The sequence below is a fragment of the Bifidobacterium sp. ESL0764 genome (assembly GCF_029395515.1).
Taxonomy (GTDB): Bacteria; Actinomycetota; Actinomycetes; order Actinomycetales; family Bifidobacteriaceae; genus Bifidobacterium.
In genome coordinates, this window is sequence record NZ_CP113919.1 from 135,305 (window position 1) to 159,601 (window position 24,297).

Below are 24,297 nucleotides of genomic sequence, written 5' to 3' on the forward strand. Positions count from 1 at the left end.
TTTTATTTGGTAAACGGCGTTTACAGGTATTTGCGGGCATCGAAACGTAATGCATTATTCTGTACAATCTTTTCACTTTTCATCTAGATCACTGGTTGGATTGAATCAGATTGCCGGTCGCGGTTACCTTGAACCCGGCCGTTTCCCGTATACGGTTGTCGATTGCTTTTACACTTAAGGATTATGGACACTGCGAGTTTGCGTTGCGCGATGGATGCCGCGCTCGGTCTGGCGCGTGAGGCGGCAAAGGCCGGTGAAGTGCCGGTGGGCGCGGTCGTGCTTGACGGAGATGGCACGATTATCGGTCGCGGCCGTAACCGGCGTGAAGCCGACGGCGACCCGCTCGCCCACGCCGAGGTGATGGCGATGCGTGAGGCGGCGGACTCACGGAAAAGGCATATGAACGATGATGCTGGTTATAGTCGCGGCAATGCCGACGATAGCCGCGATGGCCAGACCGTGAACAAGTCTGCTAGGCAAAATGCTTGGAATCTGGCCGATTGCACGCTGGTGGTCACGCTTGAGCCATGCCCTATGTGCGCAGGAGCCGCTCTGCAGACCCACGTCGGCCGCATCGTGTTCGGTGCATGGGATGCCAAGCTGGGCGCGTGCGGTTCGATCTGGGATATCCCGCGTGATCCGCATGTCGGTGCTCGCCCCGAGGTGATTGGCGGGGTGCGCGAGGCTGAGTGCGCGCAAATGCTCGCCGATTTTTTTGTCTATCGTCGTAAATGATTCAATTATCGAACCCGTTGACAGCCGTTCTGGCAAACAAATCATAGAAATGGTTCATCATCGTGTGAAATTGCCTCAATATAAGAGATGTTGGTGCCACCAAGTTGCTCTTTTTTGAGGGAATTGCCTTCATAATGTGCGTTTTTTGGGGGTCTTGGTGCACCAAGACCCCCAAAAAACGACGAAATTCACACTTATTCTTTCAAAAACGGCCTGCTTGGTGGCACCAACATGCTGAAATGTTGGAAATGCTGTTTGCAAGAGGATGGCATACGCGGGGTAGTGGCTGTACGTGCAGTGAGTTATTTGCGTGACGGCAACGGCGCGATGCCGGGCGTGATCTTCAGGGCGGTCCAGGCGGAGCGCAGCAGAATGATGAAAAGGTAGGCCGCGAGCAGGTACGAGCCTACTTTGGCCGAGACGAACGCGGCGACCCAGGCTCCCAGCGGTGTGCCGCAAGCGGCGGCGATGCCAATAATCAAGCCGTTCTTGAGATGTACCAGCCCACGCTTCCAATTGGCGAAGGTGCCGGTGATGGCGCTGGGGAACATGGCCAGCAACGAGGTGCCGCGGGCAATCAGATCGCTCGCGCCGAAGAGCAGCGAAAGCGCGGGAACGGTCACGGCGCCGCCGCCGATGCCCAGTAGCGCCGAAAGCATGCCGATGAGCACGCCGAGCAGCACGAGCAGAATGCCTTTGACCACGGTCAAGTGGATGCTGGAGTTGCGCGAAGGCGTCAGCACAAGCTGACTGACCACGACGAATGCCAGGAACGCCACGAAGAACCAGCGCAAGAACACTTCGGAAAGCCGCGAAAGCAGCCAGCTGCCGATTTGCGAGCCGATAATGGTGCCGACCACCATCAAAAGCGCTGCGATCCAATCGACGTGCCCGCTCATGGCATAGGAAATGACGCCGGAAATCGAAAGCGGGATGATCGCCGCAAGCGAGGTCGCCGCCGCGTGGCGCTGGGTCATGCCGAGCCACACCAGCGCCGGCACGATGATCGACCCGCCGCCGATGCCGAAGAGCCCGGAGAAGAAGCCGGCGATCAGCCCGACGACGATCATCACGACGATTTCCTGCACCGGCCCACGCGTGACGGGCGTTTCCTCCTCGACTTCCGCCTCGGCTGCGTTCCCCTTAGGTTTCTGCTCGTCCATCACATTCCTCTTCTTCTCGTTTGTTGCGCGCTGCCGTACGTATGTTCATCGTCGTCGACCGTTCGCCATGCCGTTACACCACATTGTATGGAGAACGGCAAAATTTCTGCCCCGATTCGCGCGGAAAAGTCAGGATGTGGTCAAATTCGGGATGATTCCAGCGTAATTCGCTCACATACTGTTCCGATCATTCTCAACTAGACACCGATCCGGAAATCAATCCGGAAACGCTCAATGAAACGGTTTGCGGGTTATGCCTTCGCTCAAAGGGTTCTCACCATTGAGTTTTGTGAGCTAGAATACATATATAGGTATATGTCTGCGTGAAGGCAGATCTGGATTTGTCTCTCGCATGCAGCAGTATCCACGGCGAAGTGAGGGGTAATTATGGCTCGTTTGATTATCGTTTCCAATAGGCTTCCAATGTCCCTGCATGCCAAACCCGACGGTACGTTCGCGATGAAGCAGAGCATCGGCGGCTTGGCCACGGCAATCGGGCCTTACCACAAGTCCCACAACGACTGTCTGTGGGTTGGCTGGAGCAGCATCGACCCTGAAACGCGCACCAAGGACGAAATCGAGAAGATTCGTGACGAATTCGCGCGTCGCCGCTGCGTCCCGATTTTCCTGACCCAAAAGGAAATCGACGGGTATTACGCCGGTTATTCCAACGATACGTTGTGGCCCCTGTTCCATGATTTTGCACATGAGGCGAAGTTCGATTCGTCCACATGGAAGGTCTATCAGGAGGTCAACAAGAAGTTCGCCGACACCATCTCCCAACTGGTTAACCCCGACGATACCGTGTGGATTCAGGATTATCATCTTTTGCTGGTTCCGGCTATGCTGCGAGCCGGCTTCCCCAAACTCAAAATCGGCTGGTTCCTTCATATTCCGTTCCCCAGCCCCGAGATCTTCCGCCAGCTGCCCAACGGCAAGGACCTGCTCGAAGGCCTGATGGGCGCGGACCTGCTGGGCTTCCACACCGAAGACTTCTGTGTGAATTTCCTCGCCTCCGTTCGTGCGCTGCTGGGCATGGAGGTCGACAGGGACGGCCGCATTCCCGTTGGGTCCGGCGCGTCGCAACGGTTCGTGACGGTCGACGCCTTCCCCATAGGCATCGATTACGGCCTCTACCGCCGCAACGCCCATTCCAGCCTCGCGCAGGCCATGCGCCACGGCATCGAGGCCGTCAGCGGCAAGCGCACAAGGCGAGTCAGCACCTCGTTGACCGCAGAATCCCAGGCCGCAGCGGAGGCGAGCGATCAGGAAGAAAACTGGTGGAGCGCCCATACAGGTGACGAACTTCCTGAGGTCGAGCTGGCGCAGTCCGCCGCGGCCAAACGTGGCACCCAAGACAACAAAGTGGTCGTTTCCGTCGATCGCCTCGATTATACGAAGGGCTTGCCGGAACGCCTGCGTGCCTTTGATCTGATGCTGAGCCGCTATCCCGAGTGGGTCGGCCACGTTACGTATTACCTTTTGGCGACGCCCACGCGCGAGGACGTGGAGACGTACCGCAAGCTGAAAGATCAGGTCGATCAGCTCGTCGGTGAGATTAACGGCAAGTATTCACTTCTTTCCTGGGAGCCGATCCATTACATCACCCGTTCCCTGCCCATCAAGCCGGTTTGCGGTATCTATACGGCAGGCGACGTGGCGCTGGTCACTCCGCTTCGAGACGGCATGAATCTGGTCGCCAAGGAATATCTGGCCGCCCGCGATGGTCGTGACGGCGCGCTGGTGCTTTCCGATGAATGCGGCGCCGCTCGCGAGCTGACGGACGCGTTCATCGTCAATCCTTATGACACCGAAGCGGTGTGCGAGGCCCTGCATTCGGCCTTGGAGATCAGTTCTAGTGAGGCCAAGCGCCGCAATGCCGCTATGCAGGCCCGTCTGAAGTATCGCACCGCAGGGCTGTGGAGTGCGGAATTCCTGAGCACATTGCGTCAGGTCAGTGATCCGCGTATGGCCGACCACCGTCTGCAAAGCGCCCAGCGCGATCGCTTGGTCCGCGAGTGGGGAGAATCGAAGCACAAGCTGGTGCTATGCGATTATGACGGTACGTTGACGCAGATCGTGCGCACCCCGGGTCGCGCCAAGCCGACGCACCGTCTGATCGATTTGCTGCGTGAGGTCGGTTCCATCCCCGATGTGGACCTGTATCTGGTCTCCGGCCGCACCCGCGAGACGATGAACGAGTGGTTCGGCTGCCTGCCGATCGGCCTGATCGCCGAACACGGTGCCTGGCACACCAAGCCGATCGCCGGCGAAACCGCCAAGAACGCTCAAGGCAGGACGATTACTCCCAAACGTTACTGGCGACGTGCCGAGGGGCTTCCCGACCCGGATGAATGGCGTCCGATCATCGAGACGATTATGAACAAGTCCGTCGCCCGCGTGCCGAAGTCGTTCATCGAATACAAGTCCACGGATCTGGCATGGCACTATCGCATGAGCGACCAGAAGCTGGCCCTGGAGCAGCGCGAACGGCTGGTCGACGAGCTGCAGAAGGTATGCCCGCAGTACGGTCTGATGGTCATGCGCAACGCCAAGGTCATCGAGGTCTGCCCGGCCAACGTCAGCAAGGGCGAGGCGGTGAAGCCACTCCTGGAAAGTGGCCGGTACGATTTCGCCCTCGCTTTCGGCGACGACACCACCGACGAGACGATGTTCGCCTCGGTTTCCAGTTGTGCCGATGCCAGCGACGAGGACGATATGCTCGAGGCCTTCGACGTCGCCGACACCGGTGCGGTCAAGGTCGTTTCCAACAAGGCACCTGCTGCTGGCTCATCGAGAGCCGAAGCCGATAGCGCGAAACCTGCTGTAAAGTCCGCAAAACCTGATGTCGCATGGACCATCAAGGTCGGCGCCGGAGAGACTAGCGCCCGTTCGCGCATCGCCACCCCGACCGATACCGCGCGGTTGCTGGGCTACCTGGTGGCCGAGTCCGAGGCCGTCGCCGCCGGTACGGCTCCTGACGATAAGCCCAAGTCCAAGCTCAAGTCCAAGAACGAAAGAGTCTCAAAGGCAAAAGCCGCGACGAAGGCGAAAGCGTCTGGAAAGAGCAGGGCCAAGGCCACGGCAAAGTCGGGCAAGTAATATTCGATTTTTGGACATCGAACCGGCCGCGATGTCATGCCGCCGTACAATTCCGGTATGAAACAAGAAAAAGTTGTCAAGGCACTGCAGCATGATCACGCGGCCGAGTTGAAGAAGGCGGCCCAAAGGTTGAAAGGCACTGCGCGCCACACGCGCATCATGCCTTCGCCCGCCCTTTCCGAGGCGACCGGCCATGAGATTCTTCTGAAGCCGGAGAACCTTCAGGTCACCGGTTCCTTCAAGATTCGCGGTGCATACAACAAGATCGCGTCCCTGAGTGACGAGGATCTGGCCCGCGGCATCGTCACCGCCTCCGCTGGCAACCATGCGCAGGGTGTCGCTTATGCGGCACGCGAGCGCGGCGCGAAAGCTACTATCGTGATGCCTGAAAGCACCCCGCCGCTTAAGGTCGACGCGACGAAATCCTACGGTGCCAACGTCGTGCTGCACGGCAATCTGTTCGACGATGCCGCCGAATACGCCTCCGAACTTTCACAGCGTGACGGTCTGGTTTACGTCCATCCTTTCGATGATTACGAAGTACTCTGCGGGCAGGGTACCATCGGTCTCGAAATCCTCGAAGACGTCCCGAACGTCACGGACGTCGTGGTCCCGCTGGGCGGTGGCGGCCTGGGCGCGGGTGTGGCGCTCGCCATCAAGACCTTCAAGCCGGAAGTCCGTGTCATCGGCGCGATTCCCGAGGGTTCGCCCGCGTTCAAGAATTCGTTTGCCGCTGGCTCGGTCGTTGCCGCCGACAAGGTGGTCACCTCGGCCGAAGGCGTCGCGGTCGGGCGTCCCGGCGACCTCACGTTCGCGATTTTGAACGAGTACCTCGACGACCTGATCACCGTCACCGAACGTGACATCAACGAGATGATCCTCTTAATGATGGAAAAGCACAAGCTGGTGGTTGAGGCTGCCGGAGCGGTGTCGTTGGCCGCATTGGAGCACCTGAGCCTGCGCTCGCGGGTTTTCGCGGCAGCGAAGGGCAAGCATGTCATCGTGCCTATCATCTCCGGCGGCAACATCGACACGGTCACCATCGGCGCTGTAATACAAAAGGGCATGATCGCCCGCGGCCGCATCATGAACTTCGAGGTCGAGCTGCCCGATACTCCCGGCCAGCTGGTCAAGGTCGCGCAGGTGCTCGCCGACGCCCGCGCCAACGTCATCGAGCTCAACCACGACCAGTTCAAGGCTTCCGGCCACTACACGGATTCGGTTTCGCTCGGCGTCACCGTCGAGACGAACGGCCCCGACCACATCGCCCAGGTCCTGAAAGCCCTTAAAGACGCCGGTTTCGACCCGAAGCGCATCTACTGACCGATCGTCCGTATAAAGCACTTGTATATGGAAAAGTCCCGTCGGGTTCGGTTCGGCGGGACTTTCACTGTTAGATGGATATATATGTCTTGGACTTAGGCTTTCTCCGCTTCGGCGATGGTCCGGTCCACCAGTTCCGGCAGCGCCTTGGCGATGTCGTCGTGGATGAGCGTGGTGGCGATGTTGTCGTACTGCGTGCGTCCCATATTCATGATCGTCATCGGCACTCCGGCCTGCACGGCGGTCGGTGCCAGCGACGCGGCCGGGAAGACCTCGAGCGTCGAGCCGATCACCCAGAACTCGTCCGCCTTGGCCACGCGCGCCATCGACTTCTCCATCGCCCCGTCCGGCAGCATCTCGCCGAAATAGACCACGTCGGTTTTGATCAGTCCGTCGCAGGGCATATTGCCGCTATACGGCAGCTTGCGGTGGCAGTGTGGGTCCGGCTCGGCGTCGAGGTTGTCCATGATGTCGGCGGTGTTGTACTTGGCATGGCATTTCATGCAGTGCGAGGTGCCGATGGTGCCGTGCAGGTTGACGATCAGGTCGCTGGAATTGCCGGCCTTCTCGTGCAGCGCGTCGAAGTTCTGCGTGGCCAATAGCGTCAGCAGCCCCGCCTTTTCCAGCTTCACCAGCGCCTTGTGCGCCTCGCCCGGCTCCGCGTTCCACACCGGCGATGCTTTCTGCCAGGCCCACGAATATTCACGCGCCTTCTTGTCGCTCATAAACGCGTCGATGTCATAGACGCTCATCTGGTCGGGGTGCTTGGTCCACACCCCGTCCGGTCCGCGAAAGTCGGGGATTCCTGCGGAGGTCGAAATACCTGCACCGGTCAATACCGCAATTTTTTTAGTCATATGTATATTGTAGCCAAATCGTAAAGCGCGGCTACGGAACAACCAAGAAGCGCCGCCTCCTATATATATATCCGCTTCCTTTATATATCGATTCTTTATATGTGCCTCTTTACATGCCGGATCTTTATATATTGAAATATATTGGGGTATTCCCCTCTCGAAGAGGCAGGATGTTCGAACTTAGCGGCGAAGAGGCTGAAGGATTATTCGTTTATCTCAGTATCTGAGCAGCGTTGAAGGAAGCGCCCGGCTTTTAAAAGGCTTGTGGCGACGCATTTTTTGGCATAAGGACGCTGACACGCCGTAAATAAAGAATTACATCGATTTGATTCTTGATATTTACGGGCTAAAATAACGCGTAAAGGTGCAGTAACGCCTTTGATGACACGCCGGAAGAACCGCATCATTGCAACGGTTCTTAAGGTTTTTGCGTCCCTGCACTTGCGCGATATCGATTTACCGCGTATATTTATTTCTTGCTGCTCAACACGGCAACTTCTCCTCCAAGAGTTGAGATTGTTTGTTGGTGTGGTGGTGGTTTGAGAACTCAAGAGTGTGTCTGTACTACTTTTATTGTAAAGCTTTTTTTGATTGCCAGTTTGGTGATCGCCTCGTGTTTCGCGGGGTGGCCGAGGGGCCTTAAAGATTGCCGAGGTTTTTAGTGTGGACCATTCCCCCTTATGGAATGGTTCCGTCGATTATTTTATGAGAGTCATTTGTTTGGTTCTCTTCGCATTTTTTGTGGAGGGTTCGATTCTGGCTCAGGATGAACGCTGGCGGCGTGCTTAACACATGCAAGTCGAACGGGATCCCAGGTGCTTGCACTTGGGTGAGAGTGGCGAACGGGAGAGTAATGCGTGACCAACCTGCCCCATGTTCCGGAATAGCTCCTGGAAACGGGTGGTAATGCCGGGTGTTCCGCGTGATCGCATGTGATCGCGGGAAAGGGTTACCGACATGGGATGGGGTCGCGTCCTATCAGCTTGTTGGCGGGGCAACGGCCCACCAAGGCTTTGACGGGTAGCCGGCCTGAGAGGGCGACCGGCCTCATTGGGACTGAGATACGGCCCAGACTCCTACGGGAGGCAGCAGTGGGGAATATTGCACAATGGGGGGGAACCCTGATGCAGCGACGCCGCGTGCGGGATGAAGGCCTTCGGGTTGTAAACCGCTTTTGTTGGGGAGCAAGCGAGAGTGAGTGTACCCTTCGAATAAGCGCCGGCTAACTACGTGCCAGCAGCCGCGGTAATACGTAGGGCGCAAGCGTTATCCGGATTTATTGGGCGTAAAGAGCTCGTAGGCGGTTCGTCGCGTCTGGTGTGAAAGCCCATCGCTTAACGATGGGTCTGCGCCGGATACGGGCGGGCTTGAGTGCAGTAGGGGAGACTGGAATTCCCGGTGTAACGGTGGAATGTGTAGATATCGGGAAGAACACCAATGGCGAAGGCAGGTCTCTGGGCTGTTACTGACGCTGAGGAGCGAAAGCGTGGGGAGCGAACAGGATTAGATACCCTGGTAGTCCACGCCGTAAACGGTGGATGCTGGATGTGGGGCCCATTCCACGGGTTCCGCGTCGGAGCTTAACGCGTTAGCATCCCGCCTGGGGAGTACGGCCGCAAGGCTAAAACTCAAAGAAATTGACGGGGGCCCGCACAAGCGGCGGAGCATGCGGATTAATTCGATGCAACGCGAAGAACCTTACCTGGGCTTGACATGTTCCGGATCGCCTCAGAGATGGGGTTTCCCTTCGGGGCCGGTTCACAGGTGGTGCATGGTCGTCGTCAGCTCGTGTCGTGAGATGTTGGGTTAAGTCCCGCAACGAGCGCAACCCTCGCCTTGTGTTGCCAGCGGGTTATGCCGGGAACTCACAAGGGACCGCCGGGGTCAACTCGGAGGAAGGTGGGGATGACGTCAGATCATCATGCCCCTTACGTCCAGGGCTTCACGCATGCTACAATGGCCGGTACAACGGGATGCGACATGGCGACATGGAGCGGATCCCTCAAAACCGGTCTCAGTTCGGATTGGAGTCTGCAACCCGACTCCATGAAGGCGGAGTCGCTAGTAATCGCGGATCAGCAACGCCGCGGTGAATGCGTTCCCGGGCCTTGTACACACCGCCCGTCAAGTCATGAAAGTGGGCAGCACCCGAAGCCGGTGTCCGAACCCTTGTGGGCGGAGCCGTCTAAGGTGAGGCTCGTGATTGGGACTAAGTCGTAACAAGGTAGCCGTACCGGAAGGTGCGGCTGGATCACCTCCTTTCTACGGAGAATTCAGGCCACTGTCTGGTGGCCGGTGTCGGACGCGCCGGGGATGTTCCCCGTCCGTGTCCTGCTGGTGTGGAAAAGATCAAGGATGACAGTTTTGCTCTTATAGAGTGGTGCGGGCATGCTTTTGGGCTCCCGGATCGCCACCCCGTCCTTTGGGACGGTGCGATTCGATGCCCTTCGCTGACGGTCTTCCCGGACGGGGATTCCGGACGCGTCGGTGCGTGGTGGCTTGAGAACTGGATAGTGGACGCGAGCAAGAGTTTTTACTCTTGTTTTGTTAGATGCAATTTTTAAGACCGGTCTCCGATTCCGTTAAGGATTGGGGATTTGGTCGATCGTTTTGTGATCATTTTAGTGTGATGATGTGTTGTCCAGAGTTTTTCGCAGTGGTCCTTGCGGCATGCATTCCTTGTGTGGGTGTGTGTTGCTGGTAAGGGCGTATGGTGGATGCCTTGGCAGACAGTACCGATGAAGGACGTGTGGGGCCGCGATAGGCCTCGGGGAGCCGCCGACAGGGCTTTGATCCGAGGATTTCCGAATGGGGGGACCCGCCGGCCGTATGGGCCGGCACCGCATTCGTGCGGGGGGTACGCAGGGAAGTGAAACATCTCAGTACCTGCAGGAAAGGATATTCCGTGAGTAGTGGCGAGCGAAAGCGGATCAGGCCAAACCGGCCGCGTGTGATAGCCTCCAGGCGTTGCGCGGCGGGTGTTGTGGGGCCTGGTGCCCGGATGCTGGAGCGTCCGGCGGAAGTCATAAAGCGGCGTGCTAGGCGAACGGGATTGAATTCCCGGCCGTAGAGGGTGATGGCCCCGTAGCCGGTCGCGCGCTGCCTTCCGATCCAGGTTCCCAAGTAGCACGGGACTCGTGGAATCCCGTGTGAATCCGCCCCGACCGTGGGGTAAGCCTAGATATGACTGTCTGACCGATAGCGAACGAGTACCGTGAGGGAAAGGTGAAAAGCACCCCGGGAGGGGAATGAAATAGTTTCTGAAACCGTGCGCCTACGAACCGTCGGAGCCTCCTTGCGGGGTGACGGCGTGCCTATCGAAAAATGAGTCTGCGAGTCAGTGGCAGGTGGCGAGGCTAACCCGTCGTGGGGGAGCCGTAGCGAAGGCGAGTCTCAAAAGGCGTTTGAGTCGCTTGTCCTGGACCCGAAGCGGGATGATCTAGCCCTGAGCAGGTTGAAGCGCGGGTAAGACCGCGTGGAGGACCGGACCCACCTAGGTTGAAAACTGGGGGGATGACTTGGGGCTAGGGGTGAAAGGCCAATCAAATTCCGTGATAGCTGGTTCTCTCCGAAATGCATTTAGGTGCAGCGTCGCGTGGTTCCACCGGGGGTAGAGCTACTGGATGCCTGAGGGCGCGTATCGCGTACCGACGGCAACCAAACTCCGAATACCCGTGTGGTAGAGCGCGGCAGTGAGTCGGCGGGGGATAAGCTCCGTCGTCGAAAGGGAAACAGCCCAGATCGTCGTCTAAGGTCCCGAAGCGCGTGCTAAGTGGGAAAGGATGTGGAGTCGCATAGACAGCCAGGAGGTTGGCTCAGAAGCAGCCATCCTTGAAAGAGTGCGTAACAGCTCACTGGTCTAGTGGTTCCGCGCCGACAATGTAGCGGGGCTCAAGCACGCCACCGAAGACGCGGCAGTATCTTTGATACTGGGTAGGAGAGCGTCCCGTACGGGGTGAAGCGGCAGCGTAAGCTCGCCGTGGACCGTGCGGGAGCGAGAATGCAGACATGAGTAGCGAGAGACGGGTGAGGATCCCGTCCGCTGGATGACCAAGGGTTCCGGGGCCACGTTCATCGTCCCCGGGTGAGTCGGGTCCTAAGGCGAGGCCGACAGGCGTAGTCGAATGGACGAACGGGTCGATATTCCCGTACCGGCGCAGGACCGTCAAGACCGAAAGTCGGGTACTAACCTCCCGCATCGCGGATGCCTCCCTTCGGGGTGGCTGAGGCGGTGTGGTTGGGACAGACCTTCCGGTAGGCCAGCGCAGGAGTGACGCAATGGAAGAGCCGGCCGCGGCGGTGGTAGTCCGTGGCCAAGCGTGCAGCCCGTACCGTAGGCAAATCCGCGGTGCGACAGGGCGAGGCGCGATGGTGGGGCCCGTTGGGGCCGAATCCGGTGGTTTCCGTTGCCGAGAAAAGCTTCGGCGCGAGGTGCTGCGGCGCCCGTACCGCAAACCGACACAGGTGGTCAGGTAGAGAATACCAAAGCGATCGAGCGAATCCTGGTCAAGGAACTCGGCAAATCACTCCCGTGCCTTCGGTATAAGGGAGACCCCTTGGGGTGAACCGCCTTGCGCGGGGAGCCTCGGGGGGTGGCACAGACCAGGGGGTAGCGACTGTTTACCAAAAACACAGGTGCATGCGAAGGCGCAAGCCGCTGTATATGCACTGACGCCTGCCCGGTGCCGGAAGGTTAAGAGGATCCGTCATCCCGACTCGTTCGGGGGCAGCGGTGAATTCAAGCCCCGGTAAACGGCGGTGGTAACTATAACCATCCTAAGGTAGCGAAATTCCTTGTCGGGTAAGTTCCGACCTGCACGAATGGCGTAACGACTTCCCCACTGTCTCGACCAGGAGCTCGGCGAAATTGCAGTACGAGTAAAGATGCTCGTTAAGCGCAGAAGGACGAAAAGACCCCGGGACCTTTACTATACCTTGGTATTGTCATTAGGTGGAAACTGTGTAGCATAGGCGGGAGGCTTCGAAGCGGTGGCGCCAGCCATCGTGGAGCCGCAAGGTGAAATACCGCTCTGTCTCCATTTGATGTCTAACCTCGACACGTCATCCGTGTCAGGGACAGTGCCTGGCGGGTAGTTTAACTGGGGCGGTTGCCTCCCAAAGGATAACGGAGGCGCTCAAAGGTCCGCTCAGCCCGGTTGGCAATCGGGTGTCGAGTGCAATCGCACAAGCGGGCTTGACTGTGAGACTGACGGGTCGAGCAGGGACGAAAGTCGGAGATAGTGATCCGGTGCCGGCGCACGGGCGCGGCATCGCTCAACGGATAAAAGGTACCCCGGGGATAACAGGCTGATCATTCCCAAGAGTCCATATCGACGGGATGGTTTGGCACCTCGATGTCGGCTCGTCGCATCCTGGGGCTGTAGCAGGTCCCAAGGGTTCGGCCGTTCGCCGATTAAAGCGGCACGCGAGCTGGGTTCAGAACGTCGTGAGACAGTTTGGTCTCTATCCTCTGCGCTCGTTGGAATATTGAGGAGACCTGCCCATAGTACGAGAGGACCTGGGTGGACGAACCTCTGGTATGCCGGTTGTCGCGCCAGCGGCACGGCCGGTTGGCTACGTTCGGAAGGGATAACCGCTGAAAGCATCTAAGCGGGAAGCCTGCTCCGAGATCAGTATTCCTTAGGACCTTCGAGTCCTTGTAGGCCCCAGGCGAGAACACCTGGTTGATAGGCCGGACGTGGAAGCCCCGCGAGGGGTGGAGCCGACCGGTACTAACGGCCGAAAGGCAATCACACCCCGACCATCGCGGTTGGGCGTGAGGATTCCTCTGCGAATGACATTCGGGCGACACTAGCGCTGGAATGGCACAACTCGATATGCATCCGACATCGCGTCCGCTTTCCGGTTCCCGAGCCGCCACATCCCCGCAGCCCGAGGGTTGCGTACAATTAAAGATTTGCGGCGGCCATAGCCCAGGGGAGACGCCCGGTCCCATTCCGAACCCGGAAGCTAAGGCCTGGCACGGCGATGGTACTGCACCCGACAGGGTGTGGGAGAGTAGCCCGCCGCCGCACCACACTTCACAAGGGAGGCCCTGTAGGGCCTCCCTTTTTTCATGCCCGCGCACACCCGCACGGCCCCCCGCGGGGCCTTCCGCATACCCCCCACACACCCGCGCCGCACACGTAACAGGAAACACGCACCACCGGCACAACCGGACACGCGAGGGGCGATTGGTCGGCGTCGCGCAGGAAACACTTCGAACCGTTCGGAAGGGTCCGGGCCATCGCCGGCTTTCGGCCACGACCCTGACAGGATCGGCTGTTTTGCCCGCGCTCCCTGTTTCCGGCCGGCGGACACGGATACGGGGATCGGCGCCGTCCGGTCCGCGGAGACGCCGCTGTCCATCATGCAAGTCTGTGCGGTCGGCACCATCCGGCAGGCGCGTCACCCGGTTCCGCCCGACGGGCTGGAGCGGGAGCGGGATACGGCGGAACGCGCCGGATGGCCCCCGGTACCCCCCGACCCGCGGTCTTCGGCATCAACCACGGTCCGGAGTCCCTTCCCGGGATCCCGGGAGGCTCTCGCCCGGCCAAGCCGTGTTCGCAAGAACTTCCCGGTCCTACACCGCCCAAGCACACCAACACCATTGGGTGATTATTAGTGATTATTACTGCTCATGGATGCCTTCTGGAACCCGCTGAAGCTAATATGGCACTATGACAGTGTTGCTGCGAAAGATCGACAAATCGAATTTCTACCAGGTCCTCGAGCTGCGTCGTCCTCAAGGCGAGGACTATGTGGCTCCCAACAGTGTCTCGCTCGCCGAGGCGTGGCTCTATAGGGATGAGCACACTGTCCATCCTTTTGCAATCTACGATGATGACGTCTTGGTTGGGTTTGCCATGACTCATGACGATTGGGATCACAGAATTTGCGATATCTGGCGAATACTGATACCCGAAGAATATGCGAACCATGGGTATGGTTCACATACGCTGGAACTTTTGGCTCAAAAAGCGAAAGCTGCCGGTATGGTTCGCTTGCGTTTAAGCTACGTGCCTGGCAATGCCATGGCCGAACACGTATATGCCAAGGCCGGTTTCGTTGCGACCGATGAAATCGACGATGGAGAGATCGTCTTGGAACGATCTCTAGTCGAGAATCCAGATACTTTTGCACAGATTGAAAAGCGGCTTGGCGACGAGAGTGGTACGACGGATATCGATGATATCGACTGGGATACACTGTGACGAATACGTTATTACCGAAAACTTGTCACAGAGAAATTTCAAAACTTTAAGCGCCCACAATTCCAGCAATCATTCATGCAAATTGTTACAGATTCGGAATTACAATCGTACCGGCCGTTCCGATCTTTTTCAAAGGCTTCAGTAGGCGAGTAAAAGATTGCATTCCCGCGGCTGAACAGCCTGTATCGCGTGGCTTACGATATCGATGCCGATACTCAAATGTAACTATCTATCCTGTCTGGAGCCCTAACGAACAATAAGCAGTTGTGCAGTGATTTGTTCACGCTTGTGTTGTAGTTTCTGTCCAAGTTTAGATTTTCTTATTCCGTTGTTCGTTACCTTGGCCCAGTACGAAGAATGAATCGTTTGAGGCACAATAATCAGCATTGAGCGTTTAAAGTCATAAAAAGCATATATCTACAAATCAAGCGAACATAATGTCCATTATCGGCTTTAACGGATTAAGTTTTGCTTTGGCTTCAAGCGGATAATCAACAATGTATGAACAATGCTGTACATAATGATATGATTGTCGTGCAAGTTGATAAAAAGCAGCACAACGAGGAGATCAGGATGGCGACGGTAACGGTACGGGTCGATGAACAGACCAAGAAGATGGCGTCGGCGCTTGCCGAGGAGTTCGGTTTCGATCTTTCGAGCGTCACCAGGGCTTTCTATAAGCAGATGATTCGTGAGCAGTCCATTCCGCTGAACCTGACGCATACCGCTGTCCCGAACGAAGCGACGAAGGCGGCGTTGCGTGAGGCCTCGCAGATACATAAGTCGCAGGATCCTGGATTCTCCAGCGCCGACGAGATGTTCAGCTCACTCGGCATCTGAGGGTAGTTACGATGCTGAATGCCTATTACACCTCGGCCTTCTCGCGTGATGTCAAGAAGATGAAGCGCAAGCATGAGGATAAGCATATCGAAGATTTGAAGACTGTGGTTCGTCTGGTCCTGGCTGATACCGCTGAAGCAAAAGCGGAATTGCGCAGACGCCACCGGGCTCATCGCTTGACCGGTCAGTGGTCGGGAGTGCTTGAATGCCATATCGGCAACAGCGGTGATCGTCTATTGATATGGCAAACGGAAGACGGTTCGGCGATCTTCGTGCGTGTAGGCAGTCATGATGAGCTGTTTAGTTGATTCGTCGAGTCGCGACACGCAGAGAAACGGGAATCTAAAAAAATTTTGAGGTCTGGATGTCTGGGTATCTGCCTTATTTTCGTATAGCGAGCAAGATTTCGACACGCCGATGAAACGTTGAAATTTCACCGAAAATTGACCTTTTGTTCGAATAGGACTTGCGCATGGGGGCAACCTCGTGTAAGTTATCTACTTGCTGCCTGACGGCGACAACAAATCTTCGAGATTGATTGAAGTTGTTGGTGTGGTGGTGGTTTGAGAACTCAAGAGTGTGTCTGTACTACTTTTATTGTAAAGCTTTTTTTGATTGCCAGTTTGGTGATCGCCTCGTGTTTCGCGGGGTGGCCGAGGGGCCTTAAAGATTGCCGAGGTTTTTAGTGTGGACCATTCCCCCTTATGGAATGGTTCCGTCGATTATTTTATGAGAGTCATTTGTTTGGTTCTCTTCGCATTTTTTGTGGAGGGTTCGATTCTGGCTCAGGATGAACGCTGGCGGCGTGCTTAACACATGCAAGTCGAACGGGATCCCAGGTGCTTGCACTTGGGTGAGAGTGGCGAACGGGAGAGTAATGCGTGACCAACCTGCCCCATGTTCCGGAATAGCTCCTGGAAACGGGTGGTAATGCCGGGTGTTCCGCGTGATCGCATGTGATCGCGGGAAAGGGTTACCGACATGGGATGGGGTCGCGTCCTATCAGCTTGTTGGCGGGGCAACGGCCCACCAAGGCTTTGACGGGTAGCCGGCCTGAGAGGGCGACCGGCCTCATTGGGACTGAGATACGGCCCAGACTCCTACGGGAGGCAGCAGTGGGGAATATTGCACAATGGGGGGAACCCTGATGCAGCGACGCCGCGTGCGGGATGAAGGCCTTCGGGTTGTAAACCGCTTTTGTTGGGGAGCAAGCGAGAGTGAGTGTACCCTTCGAATAAGCGCCGGCTAACTACGTGCCAGCAGCCGCGGTAATACGTAGGGCGCAAGCGTTATCCGGATTTATTGGGCGTAAAGAGCTCGTAGGCGGTTCGTCGCGTCTGGTGTGAAAGCCCATCGCTTAACGATGGGTCTGCGCCGGATACGGGCGGGCTTGAGTGCAGTAGGGGAGACTGGAATTCCCGGTGTAACGGTGGAATGTGTAGATATCGGGAAGAACACCAATGGCGAAGGCAGGTCTCTGGGCTGTTACTGACGCTGAGGAGCGAAAGCGTGGGGAGCGAACAGGATTAGATACCCTGGTAGTCCACGCCGTAAACGGTGGATGCTGGATGTGGGGCCCATTCCACGGGTTCCGCGTCGGAGCTAACGCGTTAAGCATCCCGCCTGGGGAGTACGGCCGCAAGGCTAAAACTCAAAGAAATTGACGGGGGCCCGCACAAGCGGCGGAGCATGCGGATTAATTCGATGCAACGCGAAGAACCTTACCTGGGCTTGACATGTTCCGGATCGCCTCAGAGATGGGGTTTCCCTTCGGGGCCGGTTCACAGGTGGTGCATGGTCGTCGTCAGCTCGTGTCGTGAGATGTTGGGTTAAGTCCCGCAACGAGCGCAACCCTCGCCTTGTGTTGCCAGCGGGTTATGCCGGGAACTCACAAGGGACCGCCGGGGTCAACTCGGAGGAAGGTGGGGATGACGTCAGATCATCATGCCCCTTACGTCCAGGGCTTCACGCATGCTACAATGGCCGGTACAACGGGATGCGACATGGCGACATGGAGCGGATCCCTCAAAACCGGTCTCAGTTCGGATTGGAGTCTGCAACCCGACTCCATGAAGGCGGAGTCGCTAGTAATCGCGGATCAGCAACGCCGCGGTGAATGCGTTCCCGGGCCTTGTACACACCGCCCGTCAAGTCATGAAAGTGGGCAGCACCCGAAGCCGGTGTCCGAACCCTTGTGGGCGGAGCCGTCTAAGGTGAGGCTCGTGATTGGGACTAAGTCGTAACAAGGTAGCCGTACCGGAAGGTGCGGCTGGATCACCTCCTTTCTACGGAGAATTCAGGCCACTGTCTGGTGGCCGGTGTCGGACGCGCCGGGGATGTTCCCCGTCCGTGTCCTGCTGGTGTGGAAAAGATCAAGGATGACAGTTTTGCTCTTATAGAGTGGTGCGGGCATGCTTTTGGGCTCCCGGATCGCCACCCCGTCCTTTGGGACGGTGCGATTCGATGCCCTTCGCTGACGGTCTTCCCGGACGGGGATTCCGGACGCGTCGGTGCGTGGTGGCTTGAGAACTGGATAGTGGACGCGAGCAAGAGTTTTTACTCTTGTTTTGTTAGATGCAATTTTTAAGACCGGTCTCCGATTCCGTTAAGGATTGGGGATTTGGTCGATCGTTTTGTGATCATTTTAGTGTGATGATGTGTTGTCCAGAGTTTTTCGCAGTGGTCCTTGCGGCATGCATTCCTTGTGTGGGTGTGTGTTGCTGGTAAGGGCGTATGGTGGATGCCTTGGCAGACAGTACCGATGAAGGACGTGTGGGGCCGCGATAGGCCTCGGGGAGCCGCCGACAGGGCTTTGATCCGAGGATTTCCGAATGGGGGGACCCGCCGGCCGTATGGGCCGGCACCGCATTCGTGCGGGGGTACGCAGGGAAGTGAAACATCTCAGTACCTGCAGGAAAGGATATTCCGTGAGTAGTGGCGAGCGAAAGCGGATCAGGCCAAACCGGCCGCGTGTGATAGCCTCCAGGCGTTGCGCGGCGGGTGTTGTGGGGCCTGGTGCCCGGATGCTGGAGCGTCCGGCGGAAGTCATAAAGCGGCGTGCTAGGCGAACGGGATTGAATTCCCGGCCGTAGAGGGTGATGGCCCCGTAGCCGGTCGCGCGCTGCCTTCCGATCCAGGTTCCCAAGTAGCACGGGACTCGTGGAATCCCGTGTGAATCCGCCCCGACCGTGGGGTAAGCCTAGATATGACTGTCTGACCGATAGCGAACGAGTACCGTGAGGGAAAGGTGAAAAGCACCCCGGGAGGGGAATGAAATAGTTTCTGAAACCGTGCGCCTACGAACCGTCGGAGCCTCCTTGCGGGGTGACGGCGTGCCTATCGAAAAATGAGTCTGCGAGTCAGTGGCAGGTGGCGAGGCTAACCCGTCGTGGGGGAGCCGTAGCGAAGGCGAGTCTCAAAAGGCGTTTGAGTCGCTTGTCCTGGACCCGAAGCGGGATGATCTAGCCCTGAGCAGGTTGAAGCGCGGGTAAGACCGCGTGGAGGACCGGACCCACCTAGGTTGAAAACTGGGGGGATGACTTGGGGCTAGGGGTGAAAGGCCAATCAAATTCCGTGATAGCTGGTTCTCTCCGAAATGCATTTAGGTGCAGCGTCGCGTGGTTCCACCGGGGGGTAGAGCTACTGGATGCCTGAGGGCGCGTATCGCGTACCGACGGCAACCAAACTCCGAATACCCGTGTGGTAGAGCGCGGCAGTGAGTCGGCGGGGGATAAGCTCCGTCGTCGAAAGGGAAACAGCCCAGATCGTCGTCTAAGGTCCCGAAGCGCGTGCTAAGTGGGAAAGGATGTGGAGTCGCATAGACAGCCAGGAGGTTGGCTCAGAAGCAGCCATCCTTGAAAGAGTGCGTAACAGCTCACTGGTCTAGTGGTTCCGCGCCGACAATGTAGCGGGGCTCAAGCACGCCACCGAAGACGCGGCAGTATCTTTGATACTGGGTAGGAGAGCGTCCCGTACGGGGTGAAGCGGCAGCGTAAGCTCGCCGTGGACCGTGCGGGAGCGAGAATGCAGACATGAGTAGCGAGAGACGGGTGAGGATCCCGTCCGCTGGATGACCAAGGGTTCCGGGGCCACGTTCATCGTCCCCGGGTGAGTCGGGTCCTAAGGCGAGGCCGACAGGCGTAGTCGAATGGACGAACGGGTCGATATTCCCGTACCGGCGCAGGACCGTCAAGACCGAAAGTCGGGTACTAACCTCCCGCATCGCGGATGCCTCCCTTCGGGGTGGCTGAGGCGGTGTGGTTGGGACAGACCTTCCGGTAGGCCAGCGCAGGAGTGACGCAATGGAAGAGCCGGCCGCGGCGGTGGTAGTCCGTGGCCAAGCGTGCAGCCCGTACCGTAGGCAAATCCGCGGTGCGACAGGGCGAGGCGCGATGGTGGGGCCCGTTGGGGCCGAATCCGGTGGTTTCCGTTGCCGAGAAAAGCTTCGGCGCGAGGTGCTGCGGCGCCCGTACCGCAAACCGACACAGGTGGTCAGGTAGAGAATACCAAAGCGATCGAGCGAATCCTGGTCAAGGAACTCGGCAAATCACTCCCGTGCCTTCGGTATAAGGGAGACCCCTTGGGGTGAACCGCCTTGCGCGGGGAGCCTCGGGGGGGTGGCACAGACCAGGGGGTAGCGACTGTTTACCAAAAACACAGGTGCATGCGAAGGCGCAAGCCGCTGTATATGCACTGACGCCTGCCCGGTGCCGGAAGGTTAAGAGGATCCGTCATCCCGACTCGTTCGGGGGCAGCGGTGAATTCAAGCCCCGGTAAACGGCGGTGGTAACTATAACCATCCTAAGGTAGCGAAATTCCTTGTCGGGTAAGTTCCGACCTGCACGAATGGCGTAACGACTTCCCCACTGTCTCGACCAGGAGCTCGGCGAAATTGCAGTACGAGTAAAGATGCTCGTTAAGCGCAGAAGGACGAAAAGACCCCGGGACCTTTACTATACCTTGGTATTGTCATTAGGTGGAAACTGTGTAGCATAGGCGGGAGGCTTCGAAGCGGTGGCGCCAGCCATCGTGGAGCCGCAAGGTGAAATACCGCTCTGTCTCCATTTGATGTCTAACCTCGACACGTCATCCGTGTCAGGGACAGTGCCTGGCGGGTAGTTTAACTGGGGCGGTTGCCTCCCAAAGGATAACGGAGGCGCTCAAAGGTCCGCTCAGCCCGGTTGGCAATCGGGTGTCGAGTGCAATCGCACAAGCGGGCTTGACTGTGAGACTGACGGGTCGAGCAGGGACGAAAGTCGGAGATAGTGATCCGGTGCCGGCGCACGGGCGCGGCATCGCTCAACGGATAAAAGGTACCCCGGGGATAACAGGCTGATCATTCCCAAGAGTCCATATCGACGGGATGGTTTGGCACCTCGATGTCGGCTCGTCGCATCCTGGGGCTGTAGCAGGTCCCAAGGGTTCGGCCGTTCGCCGATTAAAGCGGCACGCGAGCTGGGTTCAGAACGTCGTGAGACAGTTTGGTCTCTATCCTCTGCGCTCGTTGGAATATTGAGGAGACCTGCCCATAGTACGAGAGGACCTGGGTGGACGAACCTCTGGTATGCCGGTTGTCGCGCCAGCGGCACGGCCGGTTGGCTACGTTCGGAAGGGATAACCGCTGAAAGCATCTAAGCGGGAAGCCTGCTCCGAGATCAGTATTCCTTAGGACCTTCGAGTCCTTGTAGGCCCCAGGCGAGAACACCTGGTTGATAGGCCGGACGTGGAAGCCCCGCGAGGGGTGGAGCCGACCGGTACTAACGGCCGAAAGGCAATCACACCCCGACCATCGCGGTTGGGCGTGAGGATTCCTCTGCGAATGACATTCGGGCGACACTAGCGCTGGAATGGCACAACTCGATATGCATCCGACATCGCGTCCGCTTTCCGGTTCCCGAGCCGCCACATCCCCGCAGCCCGAGGGTTGCGTACAATTAAAGATTTGCGGCGGCCATAGCCCAGGGGAGACGCCCGGTCCCATTCCGAACCCGGAAGCTAAGGCCTGGCACGGCGATGGTACTGCACCCGACAGGGTGTGGGAGAGTAGCCCGCCGCCGCACCACACTTCACAAGGGAGGCCCTGTAGGGCCTCCCTTTTTTCATGCCCGCGCACACCCGCACGGCCCCCCGCGGGGCCTTCCGCATACCCCCCACACACCCGCGCCGCACACGTAACAGGAAACACGCACCACCGGCACAACCGGACACGCGAGGGGCGATTGGTCGGCGTCGCGCAGGAAACACTTCGAACCGTTCGGAAGGGTCCGGGCCATCGCCGGCTTTCGGCCACGACCCTGACAGGATCGGCAGGAACGAGGCCGCAGCCAAGGCGTATGGGGACGCCGGTTATAGAGCGGAGTCCGACATCCGCACGCATCCGGAAACGGTTATGCCGGCACGGTCCGATACGGTGCGAAGGCATATTACCGTTGGAAATTCGACGCGCATAGTCGTGCCACTCGGCGACTCGGTTGAATTGTACCAATCTGTATTTTTGTCGTGTTTCCAGGCTTGCTCATCTGGAAACCCCATATCTGGCGGGCGGTACGTCTGTCAATTGATGGCTGCCAAGTGGGCGGATAACATATCTTTCTTTTTGGTTTTAATCCATGCAAATATGCAGGTCACCATGCGTCAATTAGATAGAATGTCAGAAAAGGTTGAAATAACGACGTTTGTACCATAAAAAAATTTAAAAAACAAGTCTTTTTTTCTGTCGGTTTTTCCTTTACTCTGTAGACACTGCGGCACAACACTGTCGCGGAACAGAGTGAAGCGGAGCGGCAATGCGTGTGAGGACAGGACTGGCCAAGGTTGTGGTGCTGATGCCATTGCTGGCGGTAATGGCGATGCTCGCGTCGCTGTTGGTAGCGCAGAGTCCTGCAATCGCAGCAGACGGTGGATCTGCAAGTTCGATAAGCTCGAATGCTTCGCAACATTCAAATCGTCAAGCTGAAGCAGATCAACTGGTACAAAGTAATCAAACAGCTTCAGAATACCCGTACTCCGATGAAACAGCGATGGCTAAGGAACAGGCGCAGTCTAGCGGTTCAGCGTTAGTAAACGGTGTTTTCCTATCGCATGCAAGCCTTGAGAATCAGGGCCATTCGGTACGGCCGGCGGCAGATACGGTTACAGCAGAAGATGACACTTGGGGCGGGGTGGCCAAAGAGCTTAATAAAGGGCTTGAACAGGTCAATGGCACGTATGCTTCCGGAGACAGGACCACGGCCGCCTCACAGATGAGCGCGGTTGCGACACGATACACGGCATCCAATTTCGGCAGGGCTGTGCAGGAAACGCTTGGTGCCGATCGTCAGCAAGGCGAGATGAGCCAGTTCCAGTCCGTACAGCAACTGACGTATGGCGACGGACATGGAGCCGATCTCGGCTCGCAGATTGCCGCGCTTTCCAACGAACTGGAAACGGCTGCAGCGCAACTCGACGCCAGTCCTAATCTGGCCAAGCCCAAGGCGTATGCGGCTCGGATTGAGCAGACGGTCAAGGCGCAGCGCAAAGTGCTGCAGAAGAACAAGAAGACCAAGTTCTACGGTAAGGGGAACCGCACCTGGCTCCAGGTGGCCGGGCAGATGGGCAAGGTCATCGATCAGGGCGTTGCCGCAGCCAAAGCCGGCGACGGCGAAAAAGGTTCCGACAAGGTGAACGTCGCCTACTACCAGTATTACGAAAAGCTCGGGTTCGAGAAGAACGTGATGAACGCGATTTCTGGCTCGCGCGTCTCCTACATGGAAAGCTGTTTCAAGGAACTGCGTAAGGCCATGATACGAGGGGACGCGCCCGCAGGTATCAAGAAGCAGGCTGACGAACTCAAGGCCAATCTCAACGTCGATGCGAAAAAACTCGACGGCGGGGCCGGGGATCAGGTAAACGGCGCCACGAAATTCGCCACCAGCTCCATCGGCCAGTCGTTCCTGATTCTGGTACGCGAAGGGCTTGAAGCGCTGCTCGTGGTCGCGGCCATTATCGCCTACATGCTTAAAAGCGGCAACAAGAAACTGGTGCGTTGGATCTATCTCGGCGTCGTTGTCGGGCTCATCGGTTCGGGGCTGATGGCGGTGCTCTTCGCGGTGTTCTTCAACGGCAACGGGCCGCAGCAGGAGATCATGGAGGGTGTGGTCGCGCTGATCGCGATGCTCATGCTTATCTACACCAGCAACTGGATGCTTTCGAAGTCCGATACCGAGGCGTGGAAGTCTTATATCGGCAGCAAAACGAAGAAGGCGATTTCGAATGTCGCGGCGGCTGATTCACTGACGTTCGCCGGGGTGGTATCACTGGCCATGTTGAGCTTCCTGGCGGTCTTCCGCGAGGGCGCCGAGACGGTGATGTTCTATCAGAGCGTCTATTCGATGACGAAGGATTCACGCGGCATGTGGATCGGCGGCTTGGCTGCTGCGGTCGTGCTGATTATCGTCTTTGTGCTGATTCGTTTCACTTCCGTACATATCCCTCTGCATCCGTTCTTCTTGGTCACGTCGGCGTTGCTGGCCGTATTGGCCGTTACGTTCGCAGGTGGCGGTGTGCATTCGCTTATCGAAGGAGACGCCGTCAACGGAACGTATCTGGCAAGTATGCCGACCAATGAATGGCTCGGGTTCTATCCGTATACCGAAACCATCGTCGCGCAGATTATTGCCGCCGTGGTGATTATCGGGTTGTTCGTCGTTTTCGGTATTCGCAAGCACCGCGAAAAGGTGGCGAAAAGTGCCGGATCTTCTGATTGCAAGGAGGCGTTGGCATAGATGAGAAAACGGGATTCGCTGCAGGTGCGGCCTGTATCGTGTGGTCTGCGATTGCGGATATTCGGCACTATTGCGGTCAGGCGATCACAATGACAGCGGTTAGTGGCTTGATCATGATGCCGGCTCCAACGGTTCCGGGAGCAAGCGGTGAACAAAATCGTTCGGCACACATAGACGTTCGACAGATGACGGATATTCCCCTTACAGGGAAAGCTGCGATATGGCTTGGCACGTATTGATTGAGCGGTTGCCGGATTCGTCTTATACAACTGCGGACAGAAACAAAACAGAGTAATAACCA

Annotated in this window: 9 protein-coding genes and 6 rRNA genes; 13 read left to right on the plus strand and 2 right to left on the minus strand. The window is 57.7% G+C overall.

The window, feature by feature from the left end:
* Positions 1-183: 183 nt before the first annotated feature.
* A complete protein-coding gene (locus tag OZX71_RS00430) occupies positions 184-735 on the plus strand; it encodes a nucleoside deaminase (protein ID WP_277160100.1) in 552 nt (183 codons plus the stop codon).
* 302 nt (positions 736-1,037) lie between these two features.
* Here the strand turns inward: OZX71_RS00430 and OZX71_RS00435 are convergent, their stop codons facing one another.
* Positions 1,038-1,898, minus strand: coding sequence for a sulfite exporter TauE/SafE family protein (locus OZX71_RS00435; protein ID WP_277160101.1), 861 nt, complete (start codon positions 1,896-1,898; stop codon positions 1,038-1,040).
* 387 nt (positions 1,899-2,285) lie between these two features.
* Between OZX71_RS00435 and OZX71_RS00440 the strand changes: the two genes are divergently transcribed.
* Together OZX71_RS00440 and ilvA are read left to right on the plus strand one after the other, a co-directional pair.
* Entirely contained in the window at positions 2,286-5,000 is a 2,715-nt protein-coding gene (locus OZX71_RS00440) for a bifunctional alpha,alpha-trehalose-phosphate synthase (UDP-forming)/trehalose-phosphatase (protein WP_277145899.1), read from the plus strand.
* 57 nt (positions 5,001-5,057) lie between these two features.
* Positions 5,058-6,323 (plus strand): threonine ammonia-lyase, encoded by a 1,266-nt coding sequence (gene ilvA, locus OZX71_RS00445; protein WP_277145898.1) that lies wholly within the window; start codon positions 5,058-5,060, stop codon positions 6,321-6,323.
* Positions 6,324-6,418: 95 nt separating this feature from the next.
* Here the strand turns inward: ilvA and OZX71_RS00450 are convergent, their stop codons facing one another.
* Positions 6,419-7,180 carry a Sir2 family NAD-dependent protein deacetylase gene (locus OZX71_RS00450; RefSeq protein WP_277145897.1) on the minus strand — a complete coding sequence of 254 codons (762 nt, stop codon included), beginning with the start codon at positions 7,178-7,180 and terminating at the stop codon, positions 6,419-6,421.
* 738 nt (positions 7,181-7,918) lie between these two features.
* On the opposite strand from OZX71_RS00450, the gene OZX71_RS00455 reads away from it, so the two are divergent.
* From OZX71_RS00455 to OZX71_RS00500, 10 genes are all read left to right on the plus strand, one after another.
* Positions 7,919-9,442, plus strand: a 16S ribosomal RNA gene (locus OZX71_RS00455).
* A 428-nt stretch (positions 9,443-9,870) separates the two neighbouring features.
* Positions 9,871-12,937, plus strand: a 23S ribosomal RNA gene (locus tag OZX71_RS00460).
* Positions 12,938-13,098: 161 nt separating this feature from the next.
* Positions 13,099-13,215 (plus strand): 5S ribosomal RNA (gene rrf, locus OZX71_RS00465).
* The 16S, 23S and 5S rRNA genes sit together here, the layout of an rRNA operon.
* A 645-nt stretch (positions 13,216-13,860) precedes the next feature.
* Entirely contained in the window at positions 13,861-14,394 is a 534-nt protein-coding gene (locus OZX71_RS00470; protein WP_277160102.1) for a GNAT family N-acetyltransferase, read from the plus strand.
* Positions 14,395-14,961: 567 nt separating this feature from the next.
* Positions 14,962-15,234 carry a type II toxin-antitoxin system RelB/DinJ family antitoxin gene (locus OZX71_RS00475; RefSeq protein WP_277160607.1) on the plus strand — a complete coding sequence of 91 codons (273 nt, stop codon included), beginning with the start codon at positions 14,962-14,964 and terminating at the stop codon, positions 15,232-15,234.
* A gap of 11 nt (positions 15,235-15,245) precedes the next feature.
* Positions 15,246-15,542, plus strand: coding sequence for a type II toxin-antitoxin system YafQ family toxin (locus OZX71_RS00480; protein ID WP_277160103.1), 297 nt, complete (start codon positions 15,246-15,248; stop codon positions 15,540-15,542).
* A 454-nt stretch (positions 15,543-15,996) separates the two neighbouring features.
* Positions 15,997-17,519, plus strand: a 16S ribosomal RNA gene (locus OZX71_RS00485).
* Between the two features lie 428 nt (positions 17,520-17,947).
* Positions 17,948-21,015: ribosomal RNA gene (locus OZX71_RS00490) — 23S ribosomal RNA — on the plus strand.
* 161 nt (positions 21,016-21,176) lie between these two features.
* Positions 21,177-21,293 (plus strand): 5S ribosomal RNA (gene rrf / locus OZX71_RS00495).
* A gap of 960 nt (positions 21,294-22,253) precedes the next feature.
* Entirely contained in the window at positions 22,254-23,996 is a 1,743-nt protein-coding gene (locus OZX71_RS00500) for an FTR1 family protein (RefSeq protein WP_277160104.1), read from the plus strand.
* The last annotated feature ends 301 nt before the right edge of the window (positions 23,997-24,297 follow it).

Bases quoted from the DNA above. Each gene is read 5' to 3' on its own strand.
- OZX71_RS00430 (WP_277160100.1), top strand. From the start codon at position 184: ATGGACACTGCGAGTTTGCGTTGCGCGATGGATGCCGCGCTCGGTCTG.
- OZX71_RS00500 (WP_277160104.1), top strand. From the start codon at position 22,254: ATGGCTAAGGAACAGGCGCAGTCTAGCGGTTCAGCGTTAGTAAACGGT.
- OZX71_RS00450 (WP_277145897.1), bottom strand. From the start codon at position 7,180: ATGACTAAAAAAATTGCGGTATTGACCGGTGCAGGTATTTCGACCTCC.
- OZX71_RS00440 (WP_277145899.1), top strand. From the start codon at position 2,286: ATGGCTCGTTTGATTATCGTTTCCAATAGGCTTCCAATGTCCCTGCAT.
- OZX71_RS00480 (WP_277160103.1), top strand. From the start codon at position 15,246: ATGCTGAATGCCTATTACACCTCGGCCTTCTCGCGTGATGTCAAGAAG.
- OZX71_RS00435 (WP_277160101.1), bottom strand. From the start codon at position 1,898: ATGGACGAGCAGAAACCTAAGGGGAACGCAGCCGAGGCGGAAGTCGAG.
- OZX71_RS00470 (WP_277160102.1), top strand. From the start codon at position 13,861: ATGACAGTGTTGCTGCGAAAGATCGACAAATCGAATTTCTACCAGGTC.
- ilvA (WP_277145898.1), top strand. From the start codon at position 5,058: ATGAAACAAGAAAAAGTTGTCAAGGCACTGCAGCATGATCACGCGGCC.